Origin of the sequence: Micromonospora sp. WMMD712 (assembly GCF_029581295.1) — a bacterium.
In the GTDB taxonomy this organism is placed as follows: Bacteria; Actinomycetota; Actinomycetes; order Mycobacteriales; family Micromonosporaceae; genus Micromonospora; species Micromonospora carbonacea.
In genome coordinates this window covers 1,625,345-1,647,573 of record NZ_CP120743.1, presented here as the reverse complement: position 1 = coordinate 1,647,573, position 22,229 = coordinate 1,625,345, and the positions used below count along the sequence as shown (strand labels likewise).

Here is a 22,229-nt window from a genome sequence, read left to right as displayed (position 1 = left end):
GGTGGGATGTTCATCGATGTCGCCGCCGTCCGGATCGGGGACTACCTGAGCCGCACCCCGGACCTGAAGGGTCGCCGTGGCGCGTCGGCGTGGCTCAGCCACACCTCGCACCGCACCGGGCTACCCGACTGGCTGGCCACCGCCACCGCGCAGCTGGGCGTCAGGCCCGAGGTCAACCCGGAGGCGGGCGAGGCCGACGGGCTGATCCCCCTGCGGATACCCGCCGGCCCGGCCGACGGTCCCGGCGGCGGGGCCGCCGAGGAGGTGGCCCGGACGGTCGTCGACGCGCTGCGGCGACGGCTGCCCGGGGTGTGGCTGCGGGCGAACTGGGCCGCCGCCGACTCCTACCTGGCGGCGTACCGGGCCATGCACGACCCCGAGACAGGTACCGGCCTGGAGGCGTTCCCACCGCTGCCGGACCTGTCTGTGCTGGCTACCTGCGCCCGCTGCCGGGTCGACCCGACGGTCGCCACCATCGACATCCACGAGGAGCAGAACGTGCCGGTCTGCGCGGACTGCGAGGCCCGGTACACCGACCGGTACCGACAGCCCGGACTGTGGCACGAGCACGTGCCCGTCGGCGCGGAAACCGACCTGCTGGAGGCGTTGTCGCTGACCCCACGTCAGGTCGTGCAGCACTTCACCGAACTGGCCGCGCTGGGTGAGGAGGACGGTAACCGTAACCACCTGGCGACGGTGTACATCGACGGGAACGGGCTCGGCGCGCTCTTCGACCACGTCGCCCGTCACGGCGACGGGGACCTGAAGGCCCGGGTGTCGGCGCGGGTGTCGGCGGCCACCCGCGCCGCGCTGGTCGAGGCGACCCGGGTCGTCCTCGGCTCCTCCCGTACGGTGCCGGTCATCCCGCATCTGGTCGGCGGGGACGACGTACTCGTCTCCGTGGTCGCCGACCGGGCGTGGCGATTCGTCACCACCTATCTGGAGGCGTTCGCCGACCAGATGCGCGGCATCGACGGCCCGGCCGGACTGCTGCCCGACGGGCAACAGGTGACCGCGTCCGCCGGCCTGGTCTTCGCCCACGCGAAGTTCCCCTTCCGCCGCAGCGTGGAACTGGCCGAAGACGTGCTCAAGAAGGCGAAGAAGGACCACAAGGGGCGGTACGCGGCGGTGGGCTGGCTCGACGTCACCCGCGACGGTGAACAACCACCCCGGCACCGGGCCAGGTGGACCACCCAAGAGCTGGCCGCTCTAGGGCCGGCGCTGGCGGCGCTGGCCACCGTACCGCCGTCCGGGCGGGCCGTCTGCGAGCGGCTCATCGATCCCACCCGGCCTGCCCTGTCCACCGCCCGGCTACGCGAACAGGCCCGCCGCCTCGACCGCAGCGACGTCCTCGACCCGTTCCTAACCCACGGCGGACCGGCCACGGTCGCCGACGCGCTCTGTCTGGTCCGGTGGTGGCGGTGACCCTCACCTTCGAGATCACCTTCCACGGGCCGTTCCGGGTCGCGACCGGGCGCGCCGGCGACGGCACCGACAGCCTCATCGACCGGAAGGTGCCGCTGCCCGCCTCCAGCATCAAGGGCGTCATGCGCTCCGCCGCCCGGGACCTGCTCACCCTCCCACCACACCTGGTGGAGGCGGTATTCGGGACCGCCTGGCAGCCCTCGCCGTGGAGCTGGTCCGACGCCACCCTCACCAGCGACGGGGACGCGCCGCTACGGGTCCGTGCCCGCGCCCGGATCCAGATCTCCGACATCACGCACACCGCCGTCGACGGCGCGCTCGCCGTCGGCGAAGAGATCCTCGCCCACCAGGCCACCTTCACCGTACGACGCAGCGGCCCGGTGCCCGCCGCCGACCTGCCCCGGCACGAGGCGGTGCTGACCGCCGCCGCCCGCGCGGTCACCGCGCTCGGCGGCGACCGGCGACGCGGACTCGGCTGGGTGAGCATCACCCCGCTGGACCCGGCATGGACCGCAGCCAGCGCCGACCACCTCACCGACCTGCTCCACAGCTCGGAGGAGTCATCATGACCGCGCCCGGCCCGGCCGTGCTGGCGGTGACCGTGACCGCCCGGCAACGACTCGCCCTCGGCGTCGGCTCCGAGATCGGCTACCACACCGCCGGCCACCGCTACGTGCCGGGCAGCGCGCTCCGCGGCGCACTCGCCGCCGTCTGGATCACCGAACACGGCCCACCCGGGCGCGGCAACCCGAAGACCGACGAGTTCCGAACCCTCTTCGACGGGACGATCCGCTACGGGAACCTGCTGCCCGCCGGCAGCCACCGCATCCCACTGTCGGTGTTCCAGTGCAAATACTCGCCCGAACCGACGTGCGCGGAGACGGTCGTCGACCGGGCGTTCGAGACCGGCGACCACTGTCCCGGCTGCGGCCAGCGGCTCGAACAGAGCCGAGGCAACCTCGACCCGCCCGGCGAGCCGACCCGCATCACCCGCACCTCGATCGACCCGGCCACCGGCCGGGCCAAGGACGGCGAACTGTACGCCAACGACGCCCTGCCCGCCGGCACCACCCTGACCGGCCTGATCCACGGCCACCACCCGTGGCTCACACAACCCCACACACTGTGGCTCGGCGGGCGGCGTACCGTCGGCGGACAGGCCGACCTCACCACCACCGCACACCAGCCCGCCGCGCCGACACCGCCCGCACCCGGAAAACCGCTGGTCATACGACTGGCCAGCCCCGCCGTCTTCGTCGACCTCGCCGGACGCCCCCGGCTGACACCCGAACCCACCCTCGACCTCATCCCCGGAGCCACCCTCCTGCCCGAGACGTGGACCCGGGCGATCACCTGGTCCGGCTGGCACGCCGCCTCCCGCCTGCCCAAACCCGCCGAACTCTGCGCCACCGCCGGCTCCACCTACCGGATCACCGGCACCCCTGATGTCCTCGCCACGCTCGCCACCCGCCTCGTGCGCTACGGCATCGGCCTACGCCGGTCCGAAGGATTCGGCGACGTCACCATCGCCACTCAACCCTGGCGACCCACCGCTGCCGGTAACAGGAAGGAGAGCATCGCCACCGACACGCCGTCCACACTGCACAAGCGGCTACTCGACATAGGCCTTGACGACGCTGCCTGGCGGTGGCTCATCGGTGCCCTCCGCGCCCTCCAGGTCGAACACCACCGCACCGGCACCGTCCCCGCCAACCTGCTTGTAGACCTGCTCAAACAGCCCACCGCAGCCGACCTCTCCGGCCGGCAACGCGACCAACTCCGCAAGACCCTAGACGGGCTCGCCCCGGCCACCCTGCGGGACCTCACCACCCTCGTGCTCACCACACCCGCCGCCGACCGCCAACGAGCAGCACGACAGGCGGCACGATGATCATCACCTTCCTGATCGCCGAGATCACCGTCGAACCCGGCTGGGCCGTCGGCACCGTACCCATCGAAGACCCCACCCTCGACCGCGACCTGCTCCACGACACCGACGGCCGACCCTGGGTGCCCGGGTCCGCACTCGCCGGATCACTCCGCGCACACCTGCGCAGGCACGACACCCGCCACGGCACCACCCTCGACACCACCCTCATGGGCAGCCGCCCCCCAGCACACCAAGGCGACACCACCGACCCGTCCCCGCTGTGGATTCTGGGCACCCACTTCGCCCCCGACCCCGGCAGCGAAACCATCACCGAAATCGTCGGGCAGACCGCGATCGACCGGCACCGGGGCGCCGCCCGGTCCAACTCCCTGCGCTACAGCCGCACCGTCGCCACCGGCGGAACCCTCACCGCCTACCTACGCCACGACGGACCGCTCACCGACGACCACCTTCACGCCCTCGCCGCCTGGCAACCCGCCATCGGCCGCGACCGCACCACCGGCGGCGGCCAGGCCCGGCTACGCCTACTGCGCCACGGCAGCATTAACCCCACCACCCCGGACGGCATGCGCACCTGGCTCACCCACACCGGCCCCGCGCTCGTCGAAGCCGTCGCCACCCACCCCATCACCCCGACACCACCGCCGACCCGACCCTGGCTGGACGTCGACCTGAACCTGGTCGACGCGCTCCTCGTCGGCGACCCGCGACCCACCGGCGCGGCCACCGCCCGCGCCCGGGACAACCAACCGTTCGTCCCGGGCTCCGCGTGGAAGGGCCTGTTCCGCTCCCGAGCCGAATACATCCTGCGCTCCCGCTACGGCCCCGACACCGCCTGCCGACAACAGACCGGCTGCGGCACCTGCCCCACCTGCGACCTCTTCGGCCACCAGGGCAGGCGAGGACGCCTCGTCTTCCACGACAGCCCGATCCTCGACGCCCAGCGCCCACCGGCCCGCACCCACGTCGCCATCGACCGCGTCACCGGCGGCGCCCACGACGGCCTGCTCTACCAGACCACCCCGGTCACCACCGGCCGACTACACCTACGCATCGACGCACTCACCGACATCCCCGACTGGGCGCACACCGTCATCCAGCACGTCCTGCGCGACCTGCACGACGGACTCATCGGACTCGGCTCCCGCACCACCCGGGGCATGGGCACCCTGCGCCTCGACACCCCACCCACACCCGACCCCGTCACCACTCCCGACCTGGAACCCACAGTTCGTACCGAAGGACCGGCGCGATGACCAGCTCCATGGACACCACCAGCGCGACGACCACCGGTGTCCTGCACTCCCACGGCCGCATCCCCTGGCACCACCTCGCCGCCACCCTCACCGGAGCCGACGGCACCGCCTGGGCCGACTACGACGGCTTCCACATCGGCGCACCCCCCACCAGCCCACCCCCCTACACCCACCTGTGGGCCTGGACCACCAACTGGCTCCTCCGCGCCCGCCTCGACAACGACACCGCCATCGTCGGCGTCCTGCACCTCGACAACGCCACGCCCCCACTGGAGCCGCAGCCCGTCGCCGTCGAAACCATCGCCTACACCATCCGCCACGCCCACACCTGGCCCGCATTGGAAAAGCGCATCGGTCCCCTCGACCACACTGTCACCGACAGGCACGCCGACCTCTACCAGACCGCCGGCACCCACCCGACCACCTTCGTCAGGATCAGATGAACAACCCCGCACCGATGCCCACCGCCAGGACCCGAGCCGGCATCAGACGGTGGCGACCGGCCTCCGGCCCACTGCTCACCACCGTGGCGAACTTCGCCATCGCCGCCTTGACCGCCCTCACCACCGCAGCCCTCGGCCTCATCGTCGAAGACCTGCTACCCCTGAAACCACCCCGCCAGGTGTCCCCGGAACGAGCCACCCTGCTCGCCGCCGCCCTTGTCCTGCTCTTCGCCGCCGTCCTCTGGCGCAGCCTGATCCACCGCCGCACCGGCACCCTCTTCTACGTCCGGCTCCTCGCCGACGACATGCCCGACCTGCACGACACCGCCATCCAGATCGCCGCCCGACGCCGCATGTCACTCAAATCCGTCACCCGCTGGGCCGACCTGCCCACCCACACCCACCAGAGCGTCATCGACCTCAGCGCCACCTGCGCCGACATCGCCGCCGCCCTCGAAACGGTGATCAACACCGACCGCGACGACACCGCCTACACCATCGCACCCAACATCCTCTGGCCCGCCGCCCTCGCCATCGGCGCCGAACTTCCCATCGTCGACGACCTGCAACTCCTCGAACTACCAGACCCCCGCACACCCCAACCCATCACCTTCACCCTGACCAAGGCGGTCACCCCCGCCACCCTCGTCACCGAAGAACTTCCCCTCGACACCACGACACCGGACGCTCCCGTCGGCCTGATCCTCGCCTTCGCGCCCGCCGCAGCGAGAATGACCCCACAGGTGACATACGCGGAATACCCCATCAGCCGATGCCAACGCATCCGACCAGCCGCGACAGAAGACATCACACAACTGAGCCGCACCACCTTCACCGGCCCCGAAATCGCCACATTCGCCAAGCCCCTCACCGAAGCGATAATCGCCGTGCAGAACCAATCCGGAGCACGCGAGGTCATCATCGCCGCCGCAATGCCCAAAGTGCTCGCCATGGCCATCGGATGGCACCTCGCCCAAGCGACCACCCGATTCTTCACCAACACCCGCCTACTCCACTACGACCAGGAGACCAACACCTACATCCCCATCCGTGCCCATCCCGCGCAAGCCACCCGACCACCCGCCAAGCTTCCCTCCGCACACCGTCCAAACGGCGCAGAAACCGCCGAAGCGGACCTGGGTAGCTGATCATGCCCCACCTTGTCCCCTGTGCAATGGCCTTCACCAGCGCGAACGCGGCATAATCATCGACTGGCGGCTATTGTTGGACCGTCCGGACCGAGGGGGTATGTAACCTGCCAACAAACACCCTGGTCAAGCCCAGGGCGACAGCAGTAGGGTCCACAACCACGTCACGCCCAAGGGCGTATGGAGACCCGGTGCAGCCGCTCATCAGGCTCGCGATCGTGTCCACAACCACGTCACGCCCCAGGGCGTATGGAAACGCCACTGCCCACGCGTCTCTTGGACGCTGGGAGGTCCACAACCACGTCACGCCCAAGGGTGTCTGGAAACTCTCGGCCCGCTTCGAGTCGAAGTAAGCCGTGTCGTCCACAACCACGTCACGCCCAAGGGCGTATGGAAACAAGTACCAACCCTCGTCCACCCGCACCGTCTCACCCGTCCCCAACCACGTCACGCCCAAGGGCGTATGGAAACAACATGAACGACTTCCACAGCACGTAGTGCAGGGCCGGACCGTCCACAACCACGTCATGCCCAAGGGCGTATGGAAACATCTTCGGGGTGAACTGGGCGCTCTTGGCGTCGTCGCCCGTCCCCAACCGCGTCACGCCCAAGGGCGTATGGAAACAGTCCCGCGAGGAACTGCTGCAGCTTCTTCTCCGCCTCGTCCCCAACCACGTCATGCCCAAGGGCGTATGGAAACTTGCTTCAGGCTGGGCTACCCTTTGAGGGGCGGTCGGGAAGGTCCGTATCACCCGCAGCTACGGTCGAAATTCGATAGCTGCGTCGTCGTCGATGCACTGTGAGGGTGGGGTTTTGGTATCGATCTCCCCTCGGACACGAACCGAATCCCAACGGTGCGCGGCAAGGTCAACACTTGCCCGCACCGTTTGTGTTTCCGGGTCGTACGCGAGGTGCAGCCCGAGGCTGCGGTAGACCTCCAGTTTGCGTTCCGGCTCGGCGTCCCGCAGTGCGTGCACGAGGTCTCCGAGTTCGTCGACGACGGCCGTGATCTGTTCCTCGGTGAACCGCTGCGGGCTGTCCGTTTCCTGTACGGCTGGGGCGGCGTGCTGGAGTCGTTCGGCGCGTTGGCGTTCGGCCTGGGTCTCGGCGATCCAGGTGGCGACCACGGTCGGGTCGGCGCCGGCTTCGAGTGCGGCCCGGTGGCGGGCCAGTTTCGCGTCGCACTCGGCGATGGTGGGTGCCTGCGGTGCGGTCGGGGTGGGGGTCGGTATGCCGGTGTGGGCCTGGTCGAGGAGCGTGGCGATGGTGTGACGCCGCTGGAGGGGGCCGAAGCCCTGGACGAGCCAGGTGTCCAGCGGGGTGATCAGGATGTCCTCCCGCATGATCACGTTGCGGGGGTGGTCGACCCTGTTGGCCAGGGCGTACTCCTGGGGGAACCGGCAGCGGTAGTAGGCGACGCCGTGGGAGTGCTGGCCCTGCATCTTCCGGTGGCAGATGCCGCAGTGGACGAGGCTCTTGAAGACGTAGGGGTGGCGGGAGCGGTGGGCCCGTTTCGGTGCGGTGGCGGTGCGGGCCCGCAGGCTGAGCATCTCCTGGACGCGGTCGAAGTCGTGCTGCTCGATCAGGGGTTCGTGGACCAGTTCGTTGGAGGTCACCCATCGGTCGCGCCGGTTCCAGCGCATGATCGGGGTGTGGCCGAGGGCGACGTCGTTGACGTCGAGCAGGACCTCGTCGGTGCGTTGCTTGTTCCAGACCTGACGGCCGGTGTAGCGGGGGTTGATCAGGATCGTCCGTACCGCGGTCTTGGACCAGGCCAGGCCGTCTCGGTGGCGGTTGCGGGCGCGGTCGTAGGCGGAGGGGCAGAGGATGTCGTCGCGGGTGAGGGCCTCGGCGATGGCGAAGATCCCGTAGCCGGCGAGATACATGGCGAAGATGCGTTGGACGACGGGTGCGGTCTGCGGGTCGGGGGTCAGGCCGCGTAGGCGTTTGCCGTCGGCGGCTTTCGCCGGGTTCGGGTGCGGTCCGAGGTCCTTGAGCGTGTATCCGTAGGGTGGGCGTCCGCCGAGGTAGCGGCCCTCCAGTTGGGTCTGGGACGCCATGGCGGTGCGGACCCGGACCTTGACGCGGTTCCGCTCGCCCTTGCTCATTCCGCCGAAGACGGACATGACCAGGTCGTGTGCCTCGTTGTCGGGGTCGATCGGCCCGCCGACCTCCGGTACCCAGAGTTGGACGCCGTAGTGGGTGAACAGGGGCATGGTCAGGCCGAACTGGTTGCCGTAGAAGGCGCGGTGCGGCTCGCCGATGACGACCGCGGTGAAGCCGCGGCGTGGGTTGCGCAGCGCGGCGAGCAGCCGGGTGGCGTCCGGACGGCGCTGCCACGGCAACGCTCGGCTGTGGCCCACGTCGAAGAACTCCTCGACGATTGTTCCACCTCGGGGTGTGATCAGGGTCCGGGCGAGCGAGAGTTGCCAGTGGCGCGACGACTCCGGGTCCTGGTTGTCCTCGGTGGAGACGCGGCCGTAGAACGCGAAGGGGAGCGGCGGGGCTTCGAAGCTTCTCTGCGCGAGGTCGTGTCTCAGGTGTTCACGGTCAACGGTCATGTTTCCTCCATAGGGTCTTCAGCAGCATCCGAGCGCTCGCGGTGCACCTCGACGAGGAGGCGTAGGAGGGCGCGCGCAGCGGCCGGTCCGAATGCCGGAGGGGCTGGCGGCACGATTACCTGAATTTCGCCCGATGCTGCCGCGTCCGTGGTTCCCGTACTGCCATGTGAATGGTAATCCTGATCGGTCTGATTGGGCAATTCTGGTTGCAAATACGGCATGTTGTGTTCCCCATTGGGTAGACGGGTTTCGCCCGTGTCGTTCAGGGTTCGCGGCCATCGCTTGGAACTCCTTTCCTGTTGGCGGTGCATCGCGTGACTCGTTCCGCCGCGCATGATCTCTTGCGATTTTCGCTGGTCTGTGGCTTGAGACGGGATCTTCGAATCCGTCGAGGGCGTCGTTCTCCGAGCGCTCGGCGGGGAATAGGGACCCACTCCTCGGACCTTCGTCGAAATTGGAGAAGGCAGTTTCCGCTGAGTGTGCGACTCGGCGGGAACTGCCATCTTCGGTCCTGTGGTGCTATTGATATGGGGTCGTGCTCCAGGGAGCGTCTCGCTTGGTGGCCTTGGCTCAGCCCTCTTGGTCAGGATGGTGTGAGACACCCCGTGTGAGTGGGGTGGTGACCTGCTGAGGGCGGGGATCGGAGATCCTTGTGTACGTGTCCACTTCATCTGGCAGGCAGCCGGTGTCCGGCGGCGGGGACCCGGCGCCGAGGCCGTCGCGGCGGGTGTTCAGCCCGGAGTACAAGCTCGCGATGGTCGCCGAGTACGAGAACGCCGCGAACGGAGAGAAAGGTGCGATCCTGCGCCGGGAAGGCTTGTACTCGTCGCACATCATCGAATGGACACGGGCTCGCGATGCCGGGCAACTCGGCCAGGTAGGAGCTCCGGTTACGGATTCCGGTACTGCCGCGGCCGGGTCGCGGGTGAGGAAGTCCGCGGAACAGAGCGAACTGGAGAAGCTGCGCCGGCACAACGAGAAGCTGCAGGCGGATCTGAAGAAGACCCGCATGGCGTTGGACATCATGGGAAAAGCACACGCGCTCTTGGAAGAACTCTCCGAGAGCGCGGACAACGACAACCCGCCGAGGAGGTCCTGACCGCCGTGTTCGGCGAGTTACGCGACGCGGACATCTCGGTGCAGCGGGCGTGCGCGCTGACCGGGACCTCGCGGGCGACCTACTACCGGCGGGCGACACCGGTGGTGGGACCGCGGCACGGGCCTGGCTGCCCCGGACCCCGCCGCCGCAGGCGCTCAGCACGGCCGAACGCGACCGGGTCCTCGCCATGCTGAACTCGCCGGCCTACGCCGACCTGGCGATCCCGCAGGTCTGGGCCAGGGAACTCGACGCGGGCCGCTACCACTGCTCGATGTCCACGATGTATCGCATCGCCCGTGCGGCCGGGCAGAGCCGGGAACGACGCCGGCTGGCGACCCATCCGCCCCGGGTGCGTCCGGAGCTGGTCGCGACCGGGCCGGGTCAGGTGTGGTCCTGGGACATCACCGCGTTGAAAGGACCTGTCAAAGGCGTCTGGTACCGGTGTTACGTCGTGATCGACATCTACTCGCGGTACGTCACCGGCTGGCTCGTCGCCGCCGGGGAGGACGCGGTCGTAGCCCGCGACTTCCTCGCCGACGCGATCCGCCGTAACGGGATCGAGCCACACACCATCCACGCCGACCGTGGCGGCGCCATGGTGTCGAAGCCGGTATCGGAGATGCTCGTCGACCTCGGTGTCCTCCGCTCGCATTCCCGACCTCGGACCTCGAATGACAACCCGTACTCCGAAGCCCAGTTCAAGACCATGAAGTACGTGCCGGACTTCCCGGCCAGGTTCGGGTCCCTCGCTGACGCAAGGATCTTCTGCGACGGCTTCTTCACCGCCTACAACCACGAGCACCGGCACTCCGGGATCGGCTGGCACACCCCAGCGTCGGTCCACTACGGCACCGCCGAGCAGATCCGCGAGCAACGCCAACACGCCCTCGACGCCGCCCACGCCGCCCACCCGGACCGGTTCAACCGCCCGCCGCGCGCACCGAAACTGCCCGACCAGGCCTGGATCAACCAGCCAACCCAGCAGGAACAGACCGTCTCAGTTTGACTTGACAACTACCGTCTCGTTCCAGCGCGCGAGCCCGGTGTGCCAGGCCTCGTCGTCACGACCGGCGAGAATCAGCACGTCGATCAAATGGGGCAGATATCCCGCCTGCCCTGTGGCGCGTTCGCGTACCACCGTCAACGCCGCCTCGGTGTGCGCGGCGTCCCGGTCGGTGTCGGCCACCGTGGCCAGCAGTGACCGGAAGTTGTCGATCGTCGGTTGAATGTCGAACGCCGTCCGGCGCTCGGCCACCGCCGCCTCCGGTTCACCGGTCTCGATCAACAGCCGGACGAGCAGGTCCCGTAGCGCCACAGCCTGATGCCCCGACGGGTGAGCGGCGAGTCCGCGTCGGGCCCAGCCGATCGCCTCGGCCGGGCGCTGCGCCTGCCCCAGTACCGTGACGATCCGCCCGTACTGGGCGGCGCTGACCAGATGCTCCGCCAGGACCTGTACGTAGCGGTCGGTGTCGCCGGAGACTTCGGCGATCTGCTCCCGCAGGTACCGCACCGCCCACTGCCCGTGCCAGCCATCGGGCTCGGTCCCAGCGGCGGCACGCTCGTCGACCAACCGCGTGACCTCGGCGAGGCCCTTCGGCCCCAGCGCCGGCGCCCACTCGCGCAGCACCACATCCGGCCAGCCTGGGCCGTCACACACCAGCTTCACCAGCCACGCCGCCAACCCTGCCGGCCGCGGCGGCGCGGCCCGACACGCCCGGCCGTAGACCTCCATCAGGTACGCGAGGTCGTTGCCGAGCACGCCCGAGGAGCTGTCCATGTACATCAGGGCACCCGTCATCCGATCGACCGCCTTGCGCAGCACCGGCACCACGACCGACGCCTCACCCGCCTCGATCAACTCCTCGCAGCGGTCGGCGACCTCACGCGCCGTACGCGAGTAGGCGTCCCGGCCCGAGTACGGATCACGGCGACGATCCCGCCGCAACCGATCCACCAGCACCGTCAACTCGCTGTCGCCCTGCACCCTCACCGGTACATCACACCAGACACGCAGGCCACCCCGATGGGCCAAGCGACCCGACACGGCCACGAGGCCAACCGACCTGCCAACGATCACCGTCGAGAAGACCTTCCTGGGTTCGAGACGGGGCTCGGGCCGACGGCTCGAACCCCGCTCCAGTCCAGCAAGCTGAGCTCAGCTGAGCGGGATGACGCCAACCAGGCCCAATCCAAGTTGGGCATCGGTTCGTGTCAATCCCGACAGAAGCCCAAGCCCAACACTCCAGGTCAAGGCCAATTTCGAGGCGTTCGGCCTTTGAGGCGACTCGAACCCCAACGCTGCACCCATCTTCGCAATCACGAGATGTCGAGGCGGCGGTAGGGCCCGCGCGGAGCCGTCGGGAAGGGCGGGGGACACCGGCGGTTGCCGGGGGTGGGCAGAATGCCAAGGGTGGATCTACGGCGAGCGCTCGACATCGTTGCCCAGCCTTGGACGTACTTCGGCGTGAGCGATGCCCAGCTCTGCGCTGACGTGCAGGCGTGCATTACTGATGAACTGGGCGTGCGGGACGTGCCCGCGCTCGATGGTGAGGCGACGGTGCGGCCGTTGGATGTGCTGCTCCGGCTGGCGGTGGCGACGAAGCCGCAGTACCAGACGGATCTGTACGAGGCGCACCGACACTGGTCACTGCTGCGGTACCTGGGTCTGTTCGATGCGGACCCGGATGGACAGCTGTGCCTGTCGTCCGCGGGCCGGCGGATCGTCGGGAGCCAGCGAAGGGTCACCTCGGAGGAACTGGGCATCGGCTTCGCCGTGCACCGGCGCAGGAATGGGTGGCGGCGCGTTGGCCCGGTGCCACGGTTACCGGTGTCATCGATATCGACGTTGCGTTGTCCAGCGGCGTCATCAGGACCGATGGTGTCACCTCATCCGTCGTGCAGCGCGGGGGCCGACGCCCGGACTATCTGCTGATCGCGGAGAGCCCGGGCAGCGAAGACGGGTTCCACTACGCGGTGGTCGAATGTAAAGGCACCAAGGCTTGGAGGTATGGCCTGGATCAAATGGCATCGGCTTGTGTGCAGTTGCGCGGTGTGGCTGTCGCGAGTCGCCAACCTCCAGGGCTCGCCGTCGGTACCGTCCTCGCGGACGACAGGGTGCGTTGTCGGGCGCTCGAGCTGTACCCCGGACACCGCGGGCGCCACGAGCCGGGAACAAGCGCGGTGGAACTGCCGGAACCGTTCGAGGACTTTGCGGAGGTGCACGTCGAGCGTGAGACGTTCGAGCGGACCGTTCATGTCGACATCGACGCGCAAGTGCCGCTGTCGGCGGAGAACTTGGTGCGGGCGGGGACGCAGGCATCTTGGGCCAGCCTCGCCGATTTCGCCGGCAACGACTATGCGTTCCAGAGGTGGGCACCTCCAGTGTTTCGGGCCAACCTGGATCGAGATGCGCAGGCGCGGCCGCAGAGGGTCGAGCGCCGGACCCGCGGCGGGCTGGATGTCGTGGGCGTCCGCAATCTGATCACCCTGCCGGGCGGAGAGCTTGAGGTGGTGTTCGGCTTGGCCGCGGAGGTGGACGAAGCGCTTGCCGACCGCGACGCGGACAGGGTAATCGAGGCTCAGAGGCGGGTAGCCGGGCGGCGAGCCCAGGAGGGTGATGCCGCGAGGCGCGAGCCCGGCGACGACGTCACCGCTGTCACCGACGACGGAGCCGTGTTGATGCTCATCCCGCGCTAATGAGGAAGTTATGTGCGGCTGCGAGCAGGTCAGCCCCTATGCGTGAGCGTGAGTTCACGTCCTAGGAGCTCAAGAGAGCATGGTAGCCAACGCTTACCCCGGCGGTGGTGTCGTGGCGACTGAGCTGCCGATCCGGTGGGCGGCGTGTTCGATGTCGCTCTCCCGGGTTTCACGGCCGAGGCTGAGGCGGATGGTAGCTCGCGCGTCGGAATCGGGCAGGCCGATGGCGGTGAGGACGTGGGACGGTTTGGCGTGCCCGCTGGCGCAAGCTGATCCATTGGAGATGGCGAGGTCGGGTAGGGCGTCGATGAGATCGGCGGCGTCGATGCCGGGGATGGTGAGGCTGAGGTTGCCGGGTAGTCGGTGCTCGGGGCTGCCGTTGATGTGAGCGTGTGGAAGGGCGGCGAGTAGTCGGTCGGCGAGGCTGTCACGTAGCTGCGCGATGCGTGGGGTTTCGTGTTCGCGTTCGGTGGCGAGGATGCGGAGGGCTTCGGCGAGGGCGATGGTGCCGGGGAGATTGATGGTGCCGGCCCTGAAGCCGTGCTCCTGGCTGCCGGCGTATTGGGGCCGTAAGGGCGTTCCGCGGCGGATGTAGAGGGCGCCGATGCCTTTGGGGCCGTAGATCTTGTGTGCGGAGATGGTGAGCAGGTCGACGCCGAGCCGGTTGACGTCGATGTCCAGTGCGCCGATGGCTTGGGCGGCGTCGGTGTGTAGTAGCACGTTGTGGCGGCGGGTGATGGCGGCTATGTCGGCGATTGGTTGGATGGTGCCGATTTCATTGTTGGCGTACATCACTGACACCAGAACGGTGGGGTCCTCTCTCCACCGAAGTGGGGTAGCTCACCGCATGGTCCACAGCGGACGACTCTTTACCCGAGGTGTCCTCGCCGAAGTGTGAGACAGTGCGACCGGTCGGCTGTGGCGGTATGGCACGAGGCCCTCCAAGGCCAGCGGCGCCGACGGTGCCAAGAGGACCACCCTCCGCTCCTCCAGCCATCCCATAGCAAAGGTTTCCCGTACGGACTGCCGGGACACACCCGATCTTCGTCCGGAAGTGTGGTCGGCTGGGGTGATGTGCAGCGGTCAATGGATGTTCTAGCGTCTCGGCTCGTGCGTTTTCTTCACACCTCGGACTGGCATCTGGGCCGTCATCTGCACGGCATCAGCCTGCACGACGCGCATCAGGCGTTCATCGACCATCTCGTCGAGGTTGCTCGGAGCGAGCGGGTTCATGCGGTGCTCATCGCGGGTGATCTCTACGACCGGGCGGTGCCGCCGCCGGACGCGGTCGGTCTGTGGGATCAGGCGCAGACCCGGCTCGTGCTGGAGGCGGGGGCCCAGGTGGTCGTCATCGCCGGGAACCATGATTCGCCGGCGCGGTTGGGTGTCAGTTCCCGGTTGCTGGAGCGGGCCGGTGTGCACGTGCGGGTGGGCACGGGTGCGGTGGGTACGCCGGTGCTGCTGGAGGACGAGGACGCGAGGGTCGCTTGCTACCCGGTGCCGTTCCTCGAACCGGCGTCGGCGGTTGCCTCCTGGGGGGTCGAGGATCGGAGTCACGCGGCGGCGCTGCGTGCCGCGATGAGTAGGGTTCGGTCGGATCTGGCCCTTCGTCCCGGCTATCGGTCCGTCGTCATGGCGCACGCCTTCGTGTCCGGCGGTCAGGGTTGTGACACTGAGCGGGACATCAGCGTGGGTGGGGTGCAGCATGTGCCCGGTGCGGTGTTCGAGGGCGTCGACTATGTGGCGTTGGGTCACTTGCACGGGCGTCAGCGTCTGGCCGACGGGTTGCGGTACAGCGGTTCACCGCTGGCGTTCAGCTTTTCCGAGGCCGCGCACGTCAAGTCGTCCTATCTGGTGGATTTTGGTGTCGACGGGCTGCGTGGTGTGGAGGAGGTTCCTGCTCCGATGCCGAGGCGGATGGCCCGGATCACCGGCACCGTGGAGGAATTGTTGAACAGCCCTGCCTACAGCGCGTATGAGCAGTGTTGGGTCGAGGCGACGTTGACCGATGCGGTGCGTCCGTTGTCGCCGCACGAGCGGCTCAAGCGTCGGTTCCCACATCTACTGAAGCTCGTGGTGCCGAGCCTGGCCGTCGAGGTGGGCGGCCGGGATCTCGCCGATCTGGATCGGCTGTCACCGGTGGAGGTGGCGCTGGACTTCGTGACCGAGGTGCGTGGTCGGCCGGCGGACAACGACGAGGTCGCGCTGCTGCAGCGGACCTTCGACGAGCTGCGCCGGGTGGAGGTGACCCGCTGATGCGACTGCACCGGCTGACCATGACCGCCTTCGGGCCGTTTCCCCACACGGTGAGCGTGGACTTCGAGGCTCTTACGGCCGACGGCCTGTTCCTGATCCACGGGGACACCGGCGCGGGGAAGACCACGATCCTGGACGGGATCTGCTTCGCCCTGTACGGGTCCGTGCCCGGTTTCCGGGACGATGCCAAGTCGCTGCACTCGCAGCATGCCGCCGTTGGTGTCGGCCCCCGGGTCGAACTGGACGTCACCCTGACCAACCGACGGCTGTTGATCAGCCGCAGCCCGGAGTGGATGCGTCCCCGTAGACGCGGCAGCGGGACCATCCGGCAACAGGCTCTTGTCGAGATCGTCGAACAGCTCCCGGACCGGACCGAGTTCGTCACCAGGGACCACCGGGAAGCCGCCGACCTGATCAGGGCGGAGACCGGCCTTGACGTCCAGCAGTTCTGCCAGGTGGTCCTGCTGCCCCAGGGCGGGTTCGCCAGGTTCCTGCAGGCGTCTGCCGACGACCGGCAGGGGCTCCTGCGGCGCCTCTTCGACATCGAGATCTTCACCCGCGCCGAGGGATGGCTGGCGGAGCACCGGACGCAACTCGGCCAGCAGGAACGCGCGGCCCTCGGCACGATCCGCGACCTGACGCAGCGCTTCGCCGAGGTGGTCAAGGTCGAGGTGCCCGCCGATCTCGACAAGCCTGACACCTTGAGTGAGCTGGACGCCTGGGCCGCCGCGCACCGAAACCGGGCCGCTGACCTGGTGGAGGCCCTGGCCCAGAACATGGCCGTGGGTACGGCGGAGGAGCAGCGCCTCGACCAGGTTCGGCAGGCCGCCGCGACCCTCGCCAGGCAGCAACGGGAGTACCAGGCGGCGGTGCAGCAGCGCGATGAGCTGACGACACGCAAGCCGGAGCGTGACCGCTGGAAGCGCCAGCTCGACTCCGCCCGCGCGGCGGCGACGCTGAAGCCGTACCTCGACCAGGTCGACCGGCGGCACACCGACCTCGACCTGCTCCGCCGCACGACGATCGAACACCTCGCCTCGCTGCCCGCTGACGTGGCGGTGCTGCCGGACCGTATCGCGCTGACTGTCCCGGACGGCGGGGAGGCCGTCGACGTGGCCGACCTCGACGTCGACGCGCTGACCCGGGCGGAACAGACCCGCACCACGCAGCTGCGTGCCGCCGAGGCCGCGATCGACAGCGAGGCGCGACGGACCACGCTGCGAGGGCAGCGGACGGCGGTCGGCAAGAAGCTCGAAGATCTGGCCAGCCGAAGCGAGAAGGTCAACGCCCGCCTGGTCGAGCTGCCTGTCGAGCATGCCGAGATCACTGGCCGGCGCGAGCAGGCCCTGGCGGTGGCCGCCGACCGGGAGGCCGCCGAGCTGCGGCTGGACGAGGCGCAGAAGCAGGCCAAGGCGTGCAAGCGCCGCGACGACCTCACCGCGCGGCTTGCGACCGCCGAGGAGGAACGGCGTACTGCCGTCGACCGCCACCAAGCCGCCGAGGCCCGGCACCTCGACGTACGGCAGCGTCGGCTGGCCGGCATGGCCGCGGAGCTCGCTGGTGAACTGCGGCCCGGTCAGCCCTGCGGGGTCTGTGGCTCCCCGGAACACCCCGAACCCGCGCAGGCAGCCGCCGACGCCGTCTCCGCCGCCGACGAGGACCACGCCAAGACGGAGGCGGGCGAACTGCTCGACGAACGTCGCAGCGCCGAGATCACCGTCGAGCGCATCAACGCCCAGCTCAACGAAGTCACCGAGACGGTCGGTGACCTGACCGCAGCACATGCGAGGTCGACGGTCACCGAGGCACGCAAGGCGGTGCGGGCGGCGACCGAGGCGACGAAACTGGCCGACGATCTCGGCGCCCACCTGGAAACCCTCGACGTGATGCTGGCCGATCAGCACCGCGAGGCCGCCAACATCGGCCGCGACGAAGCGGTAGCGAACGCCCAGCAGGCCGCCCTGACCGCGCAGATCACCGAACTCGACGAGACCATCGACGCCGTCCGTGGCCAGGACAAGACCCTGCGGGTGCGGGTGACCCGCCTGACCGGGGAACTCGCCGAGGTCAGGACCGCAGCGACCAACCTGGGGCAGTGGCTACAGGCAGGAAGGGAACTCGCCGACGCCCACCGGGAGGCGCAGCACCACCTGCACCTGTCGGAGTTCGCCGACACCGTGGCAGCGCGGGCCGCAGCCCTGACCGACCCCGAGATCGTCGACCTGCAGGAGCGTATCGACGCTTTCGACGGCGAGTACCACCAGGCCGCAGGGCGAGCACAGGACCCCACCCTGCTCGCCGCCGCACACCAACCATCACCGGACGTTGAGGGCAGCGAACAGACCTACCAAGCCGCCCGACTGCGGGCCACGGAGCTGCACGCCCAGCATGGCCTCGCCGTCGAGCAACACGACCGGCTGAAGCAGCTGGGCCCGGATCTGGTCAACGCCCTCGCTCAGTGGAGACCCATCCGCGCCGAGTACGAGATCGCCAACCGCCTCGCCCAACTCGTCGAGGGCAAGAGCAGCGACAGCGGTACCCGGATGACCCTCTCCACCTATGTGCTGACCCACCGGTTCCGGCACGTCGTCACGGCGGCGAACACCCGACTCGGGCAGGTCACCCACAACCGCTACCTGCTGCGCCATGTCACCGAGTCGGACACCGGCCGCCGCGCCGGCCGCAATGGGCTCGGCTTGTCCGTCGTCGACGCCTGGACCGGCCAGGAACGCCGCCCGGCCACCCTCTCCGGCGGGGAAACCTTTCTGGTCTCGCTGTGCCTGGCGCTCGGCCTCAGCGACGTCGTCCTGGCTGAGGCCGGCGGCACCCAACTCGGCAGCCTCTTCGTCGACGAAGGCTTCGGGACTCTCGACCAAGAAGCACTCGACCAGGTACTCGACGCCCTCGACGGCCTGCGCTCAGGTGGCCGTACCGTCGGACTGGTCAGCCACGTCGCGGAACTACGTCGGCGGATTCCATCCCGCCTCTACGTCCGTAAGACAGCCACCGGCTCCACCGTGGCCGTCGAAACCCAAGCAACCGACTGAGGACACTTTGTCTACGCCTGTTCCTCCCGGTCAAGCCCAGCTGCCAGGGCTTCAACGACTCCGGTTGGTCAAGCCACTACCACCAAACAACGATCGACCTGTAGGGGCCGGCGGTAGCCCCGCCGCCGGTGCTTGCCGGGCGGCGTTGTCCTGTCCTGCGGCGGGCGGCACAAGCATCGCGCGGCGTTACCTCCGCGCGCGCTGATCAGCAACCGGTCGCACCAGCCATTCCTGCGGCGTGCTCAGCGAGGAGATCGGCGTAGGTGTCGACGTCCACGGTGTCGTAGTGGCAGCGTTCGAGGAGCCGGTTGAGTCGCTGGGCGATCTCGTCCGAGGCGAGGTCGAGGCGCTCACACAGGTAACGGTGCGCGCCCACGAGCGGCTCGGCGATCTCCTGCGGCTCGGTGCGGGCGATGTGGTAGGCGTCGCGGAGATGACCGGACAGGTCGTCCCAGACGAGGATGGCTTCCTCGACCAGGTCGAGCGCGTCAGGGGTCGCGGGCTCCAAGCGGTTAAAGCGAAGTCTGCTATGACCGCGTAGCGAAGATCGGCTCCGGGCAGGGTGCTGCGGCCGGCGCCGGATCCCATCCTCGGCCGGCGACGCCACCCCCCTGATCGCTTCGCCGAGGAACCGGCCACCGGTCGTGCCTGTCGGCGGCCAGCTGAATTTCCCGTGGACGGCCAGCACCAAAGCTACGCGAGGTAACGACAGGTACCTCATCGCCCTGCGTTCGCAAAGGCAACGATCTCGTCGAGTCCAGGGCGATAGCCGTCGCTGGTGTCCACCTCGATCGTGGGCACGTCGAGCCGGATGGGCTGGAAGCCGTCGTGGCCGACGGCATGGGTTTGATGGTCGCCGAGGTAGGCGTCGGCATGGGCACGCCGAGTCGCGTTCTCGTCCTGCCGTCGCTGGACACGGTCAAAGGCCGTCTGCGCGTCGACCTGGCAATGCACAACCCGGATGTCGGCGATCCCGATCAATGGCTGCAGGCCGGGGCGCCACAGGCGGTCTTGGAAGGCCGCCTCGGCGACCGTGGTGACGCCTGCGGTCAACAGCAGTTGAAGCACCTTGAAGAACGTGGGCAGGGTCCTCAGGGACAGCTCGTCGGCCGGTGCGGCGATGAAGTCGCCGGCCGCGTGGACCATGCCCTCCTTGATCTCGTCCCGGCAGATCGCCGGGCAACCGATTCGCCGGGCGAGCAGGTGGGCGAGTGTCGTCTTGCCAGCCCCCGACGGTCCGCTGATGACGACAAGGGTCGGCGTTGTTCCCATCACGTCGTTATAGCTCGGCCGGGTGCGTGGCGCAGCACCGGGAGGGATCAGCGCTGAGTAGTCATCTACGGCCAGATACCTCCCCGCTAAGTGGCCGCCAGCGGGGAATCTGAACTGGCCACCAACACGTGCCCGTATTCGTCATCGCGACGATGACCAGTTCCTCACCGACGGTGCGGCACCACACTCTCGTGCCGACGTGCCCCGGCGGGGTCGAGTAGCGCGCCGACCCGACTCGGACCGTCTGATCATCGTTGACCAGGCGTTCCTCACCCAGCGCGGCGGTGTGCGGCTCGCCGGGTAGCACGTGCAGATGGGCACGTTCGACCGCGAGCCGGTCGACCGACGCCGCGCCGGTCTCCCGATGCACGCGGGCGTTGATGTGCTCACACCACTTCTCACACGCGGCGACCAGCTCGCCGAACGTGCCGTAGGCGCCGCGCAGGTTGGCCTCGGTGGGCACCAGATCGACCTTGGCGACCCGGACCGTCGCCTCAACCCCACCCTTGGACTCCGGGTCGAACGGCTCACACGAGTGCACGGTCGCCCCGTAATGCCTCCCGGCAGCCACCACGGTCGGATGCCGCACGGCGACGCCGGCGACGTGGTCGACGGTGACCGTCTTGGCGTTGTCACCCAGCAGATACGCCGGCACGCCCCGATCGGGCGCAAAGTGGCGTCCAGGCAGGCGATCAGCGTGCCCATCGTCTGATCGAAGACCGGGACCACCACCCGGAGCCGCGACCATGCCAGCCACGCGCAGAACAGATGCGTCTTGCGCCCGGCGACGCGGGGCCCGTCGCCCCAGTCGAACTGCAACCACAGGCCGGGCTCGGCCACCCACGGCCGACCACGAAGCGGCCCGCGCATACATCCAATCCATGATCGCCCACGAGCGACGAAAGGCCGCCGAAGACGCCGACACCGGCCGGTAGCCCACCCCGCCACTCGCCCGCCTACGTGACAATGCGCCCCACGGCCATCGACCTCCGCATGCGAGGATCAGGCCATGGCGCTGATCTCCGCCGATGCCCTGGCCGGATATCTCCTTGAGGAGGCGATCGCCTTCCTGCTCAGCTCGAACGGATACCGCCTCTTGCAGCACTCGGACGCTGACGAGCAAGCCTTGCGTCAGGCGGGACACGGCCTGCTGGTTCGCGGCCGGGGCGCCGATCACCAAGCTGACGTGTTGGGTGACCTGCTGATGCCGACACCGTTCTCACTGCCTGTTCGGCTGTTCGTCGAAGCGAAGAACCGCAGCTCGAAGGTCGGTCTGGCGGAGGTGCGCAACGCCCACGGCGTCATCGATGACGTGAACCAGCAGTACTCGACCGAACTATCGATGTCTTACCGGCATCCGCTACGCCGGTACCAGTACCGCTACGCGCTGTTCTCCGCGGCCGGTTTCAAGAAGGAAGCCCAAACCTATGCACTAGCTCAGCAGATCTCGCTCGTCGACCTGTCCGGGCCCGCGTTCGAACCCCTCATCACCACTGTGGAAAGAGCTGCGAACCTGATCCTCACGGCAGCCGTTGCTACGGGCCTCACCACCTTTCCGGTCCGACAAGTACGAACGGCACTCCGAACCGCTTTCGGCAATGCAGGAGCCGAGTCGACCGCGGCTGGGACGCCCACCGACGGCACGAACAGCGGACTACCAGCGGATCTGCTGGCGTCCTGGGCAGCCCGGACGACCGCCGAGCTGCAGGATTCGGCTACCGGCGAAGGACTCATCCTGGGCTTCCCTGCAGCGCCGTTCATTCTGGCCATGCACCCCGAGAGCATGGACGACTTCGAGACCTTCATCGCCGAACACGGCTCTGACATCCGAGTAAATATCCGTTTCGGCCGCGAAGGGCCTCGTGGGGACTGGACCATCACCCCGTACAAGATCCTGAGGCTTTCCGGCTATCGTTCGGTCTCCCCGGCGCGCTCGAGACCTGGCTGTTGTCCGTTCCCGAGCAGGAAAGCCGGCGAGCGGCAGACGCGAAACGGACCTTACTGCCAACGATCAGCCTCTTCCTGGAGGACCGGCTGATCCAGTTGCGATACCAACCCATGCAAGCACCTCCCCGGCCCGTGTCGGCTCCGCCTGAAAACTGACCCCGTGGTTCCGGCTGAATCTTGACCCCTTC

General features: G+C 68.5%; 19 protein-coding genes. 13 read left to right on the top strand and 6 right to left on the bottom strand.

The window, feature by feature from the left end; translation table 11 throughout:
• Window positions 1–6 precede the first annotated feature (6 nt).
• From O7633_RS06700 to O7633_RS06675, 6 genes are read left to right on the top strand one after another with little or no spacing between them, the layout of a single operon-like run.
• Entirely contained in the window at window positions 7–1,425 is a 1,419-nt protein-coding gene (locus tag O7633_RS06700; protein WP_278136123.1) for a hypothetical protein, read from the top strand.
• Entirely contained in the window at window positions 1,422–1,994 is a 573-nt protein-coding gene (locus O7633_RS06695) for an RAMP superfamily CRISPR-associated protein (RefSeq protein WP_278136122.1), read from the top strand. Before O7633_RS06700 ends, O7633_RS06695 begins: the two co-directional genes overlap by 4 nt.
• Window positions 1,991–3,316, top strand: a complete 1,326-nt coding sequence (locus O7633_RS06690; RefSeq protein ID WP_278136121.1) for an RAMP superfamily CRISPR-associated protein — start codon at window positions 1,991–1,993, stop codon at window positions 3,314–3,316. Before O7633_RS06695 ends, O7633_RS06690 begins: the two co-directional genes overlap by 4 nt.
• Window positions 3,313–4,572 (top strand): RAMP superfamily CRISPR-associated protein, encoded by a 1,260-nt coding sequence (locus O7633_RS06685; RefSeq protein ID WP_278136120.1) that lies wholly within the window; start codon window positions 3,313–3,315, stop codon window positions 4,570–4,572. The genes O7633_RS06690 and O7633_RS06685 overlap by 4 nt, the downstream gene beginning before the upstream one ends.
• Window positions 4,569–5,015, top strand: coding sequence for a hypothetical protein (locus O7633_RS06680; RefSeq protein WP_278136119.1), 447 nt, complete (start codon window positions 4,569–4,571; stop codon window positions 5,013–5,015). Before O7633_RS06685 ends, O7633_RS06680 begins: the two co-directional genes overlap by 4 nt.
• Window positions 5,012–6,163, top strand: a complete 1,152-nt coding sequence (locus tag O7633_RS06675; protein WP_282326808.1) for a hypothetical protein — start codon at window positions 5,012–5,014, stop codon at window positions 6,161–6,163. Before O7633_RS06680 ends, O7633_RS06675 begins: the two co-directional genes overlap by 4 nt.
• Before the next feature lie 758 nt (window positions 6,164–6,921).
• Here O7633_RS06675 and O7633_RS06670 read toward each other — a convergent pair.
• Entirely contained in the window at window positions 6,922–8,724 is a 1,803-nt protein-coding gene (locus tag O7633_RS06670; protein ID WP_278136117.1) for a recombinase family protein, read from the bottom strand.
• Window positions 8,725–9,478: 754 nt separating this feature from the next.
• On the opposite strand from O7633_RS06670, the gene O7633_RS06665 reads away from it, so the two are divergent.
• Window positions 9,479–9,823 carry a hypothetical protein gene (locus O7633_RS06665; RefSeq protein ID WP_278136116.1) on the top strand — a complete coding sequence of 115 codons (345 nt, stop codon included), beginning with the start codon at window positions 9,479–9,481 and terminating at the stop codon, window positions 9,821–9,823.
• 49 nt (window positions 9,824–9,872) lie between these two features.
• Window positions 9,873–10,829, top strand: coding sequence for a DDE-type integrase/transposase/recombinase (locus O7633_RS06660; protein ID WP_278136115.1), 957 nt, complete (start codon window positions 9,873–9,875; stop codon window positions 10,827–10,829).
• Here O7633_RS06660 and O7633_RS06655 read toward each other — a convergent pair.
• A complete protein-coding gene (locus O7633_RS06655) occupies window positions 10,821–11,813 on the bottom strand; it encodes a DUF6880 family protein (protein WP_278136114.1) in 993 nt (330 codons plus the stop codon). The genes O7633_RS06660 and O7633_RS06655 overlap by 9 nt on opposite strands.
• 420 nt (window positions 11,814–12,233) lie before the next feature.
• On the opposite strand from O7633_RS06655, the gene O7633_RS06650 reads away from it, so the two are divergent.
• Entirely contained in the window at window positions 12,234–12,755 is a 522-nt protein-coding gene (locus tag O7633_RS06650; protein WP_282326807.1) for a hypothetical protein, read from the top strand.
• Window positions 12,756–13,003: 248 nt separating this feature from the next.
• On the top strand, window positions 13,004–13,519 hold the full coding sequence (locus O7633_RS06645) for a hypothetical protein (protein WP_282326806.1): 516 nt from the start codon (window positions 13,004–13,006) through the stop codon (window positions 13,517–13,519).
• A gap of 93 nt (window positions 13,520–13,612) precedes the next feature.
• Here O7633_RS06645 and O7633_RS06640 read toward each other — a convergent pair whose 3' ends face one another.
• A complete protein-coding gene (locus tag O7633_RS06640; RefSeq protein WP_278136454.1) occupies window positions 13,613–14,323 on the bottom strand; it encodes an aminotransferase class V-fold PLP-dependent enzyme in 711 nt (236 codons plus the stop codon).
• A 306-nt stretch (window positions 14,324–14,629) separates the two neighbouring features.
• Here O7633_RS06640 and O7633_RS06635 point away from each other — a divergent pair, with 306 nt between their 5' ends.
• A complete protein-coding gene (locus O7633_RS06635) occupies window positions 14,630–15,775 on the top strand; it encodes an exonuclease SbcCD subunit D (protein ID WP_282326805.1) in 1,146 nt (381 codons plus the stop codon).
• Entirely contained in the window at window positions 15,775–18,822 is a 3,048-nt protein-coding gene (locus tag O7633_RS06630; protein ID WP_282326804.1) for an SMC family ATPase, read from the top strand. The genes O7633_RS06635 and O7633_RS06630 overlap by 1 nt, the downstream gene beginning before the upstream one ends.
• Window positions 18,823–19,027: 205 nt before the next feature.
• Here O7633_RS06630 and O7633_RS06625 read toward each other — a convergent pair whose 3' ends face one another.
• The 3 genes from O7633_RS06625 to O7633_RS06615 all read right to left on the bottom strand — a co-directional run bounded on the left by O7633_RS06625 (window position 19,028) and on the right by O7633_RS06615 (window position 20,749).
• Window positions 19,028–19,330, bottom strand: a complete 303-nt coding sequence (locus O7633_RS06625) for a hypothetical protein (protein ID WP_282326802.1) — start codon at window positions 19,328–19,330, stop codon at window positions 19,028–19,030.
• 209 nt (window positions 19,331–19,539) lie between these two features.
• Complete coding sequence (locus tag O7633_RS06620; protein ID WP_282326799.1) at window positions 19,540–20,094, bottom strand: AAA family ATPase; 555 nt, start codon at window positions 20,092–20,094, stop codon at window positions 19,540–19,542.
• Between the two features lie 61 nt (window positions 20,095–20,155).
• Complete coding sequence (locus O7633_RS06615; RefSeq protein ID WP_282326797.1) at window positions 20,156–20,749, bottom strand: hypothetical protein; 594 nt, start codon at window positions 20,747–20,749, stop codon at window positions 20,156–20,158.
• Between the two features lie 354 nt (window positions 20,750–21,103).
• Between O7633_RS06615 and O7633_RS06610 the strand changes: the two genes are divergently transcribed.
• A complete protein-coding gene (locus O7633_RS06610) occupies window positions 21,104–22,132 on the top strand; it encodes a restriction endonuclease (RefSeq protein WP_278136107.1) in 1,029 nt (342 codons plus the stop codon).
• Window positions 22,133–22,229 lie beyond the last annotated feature (97 nt).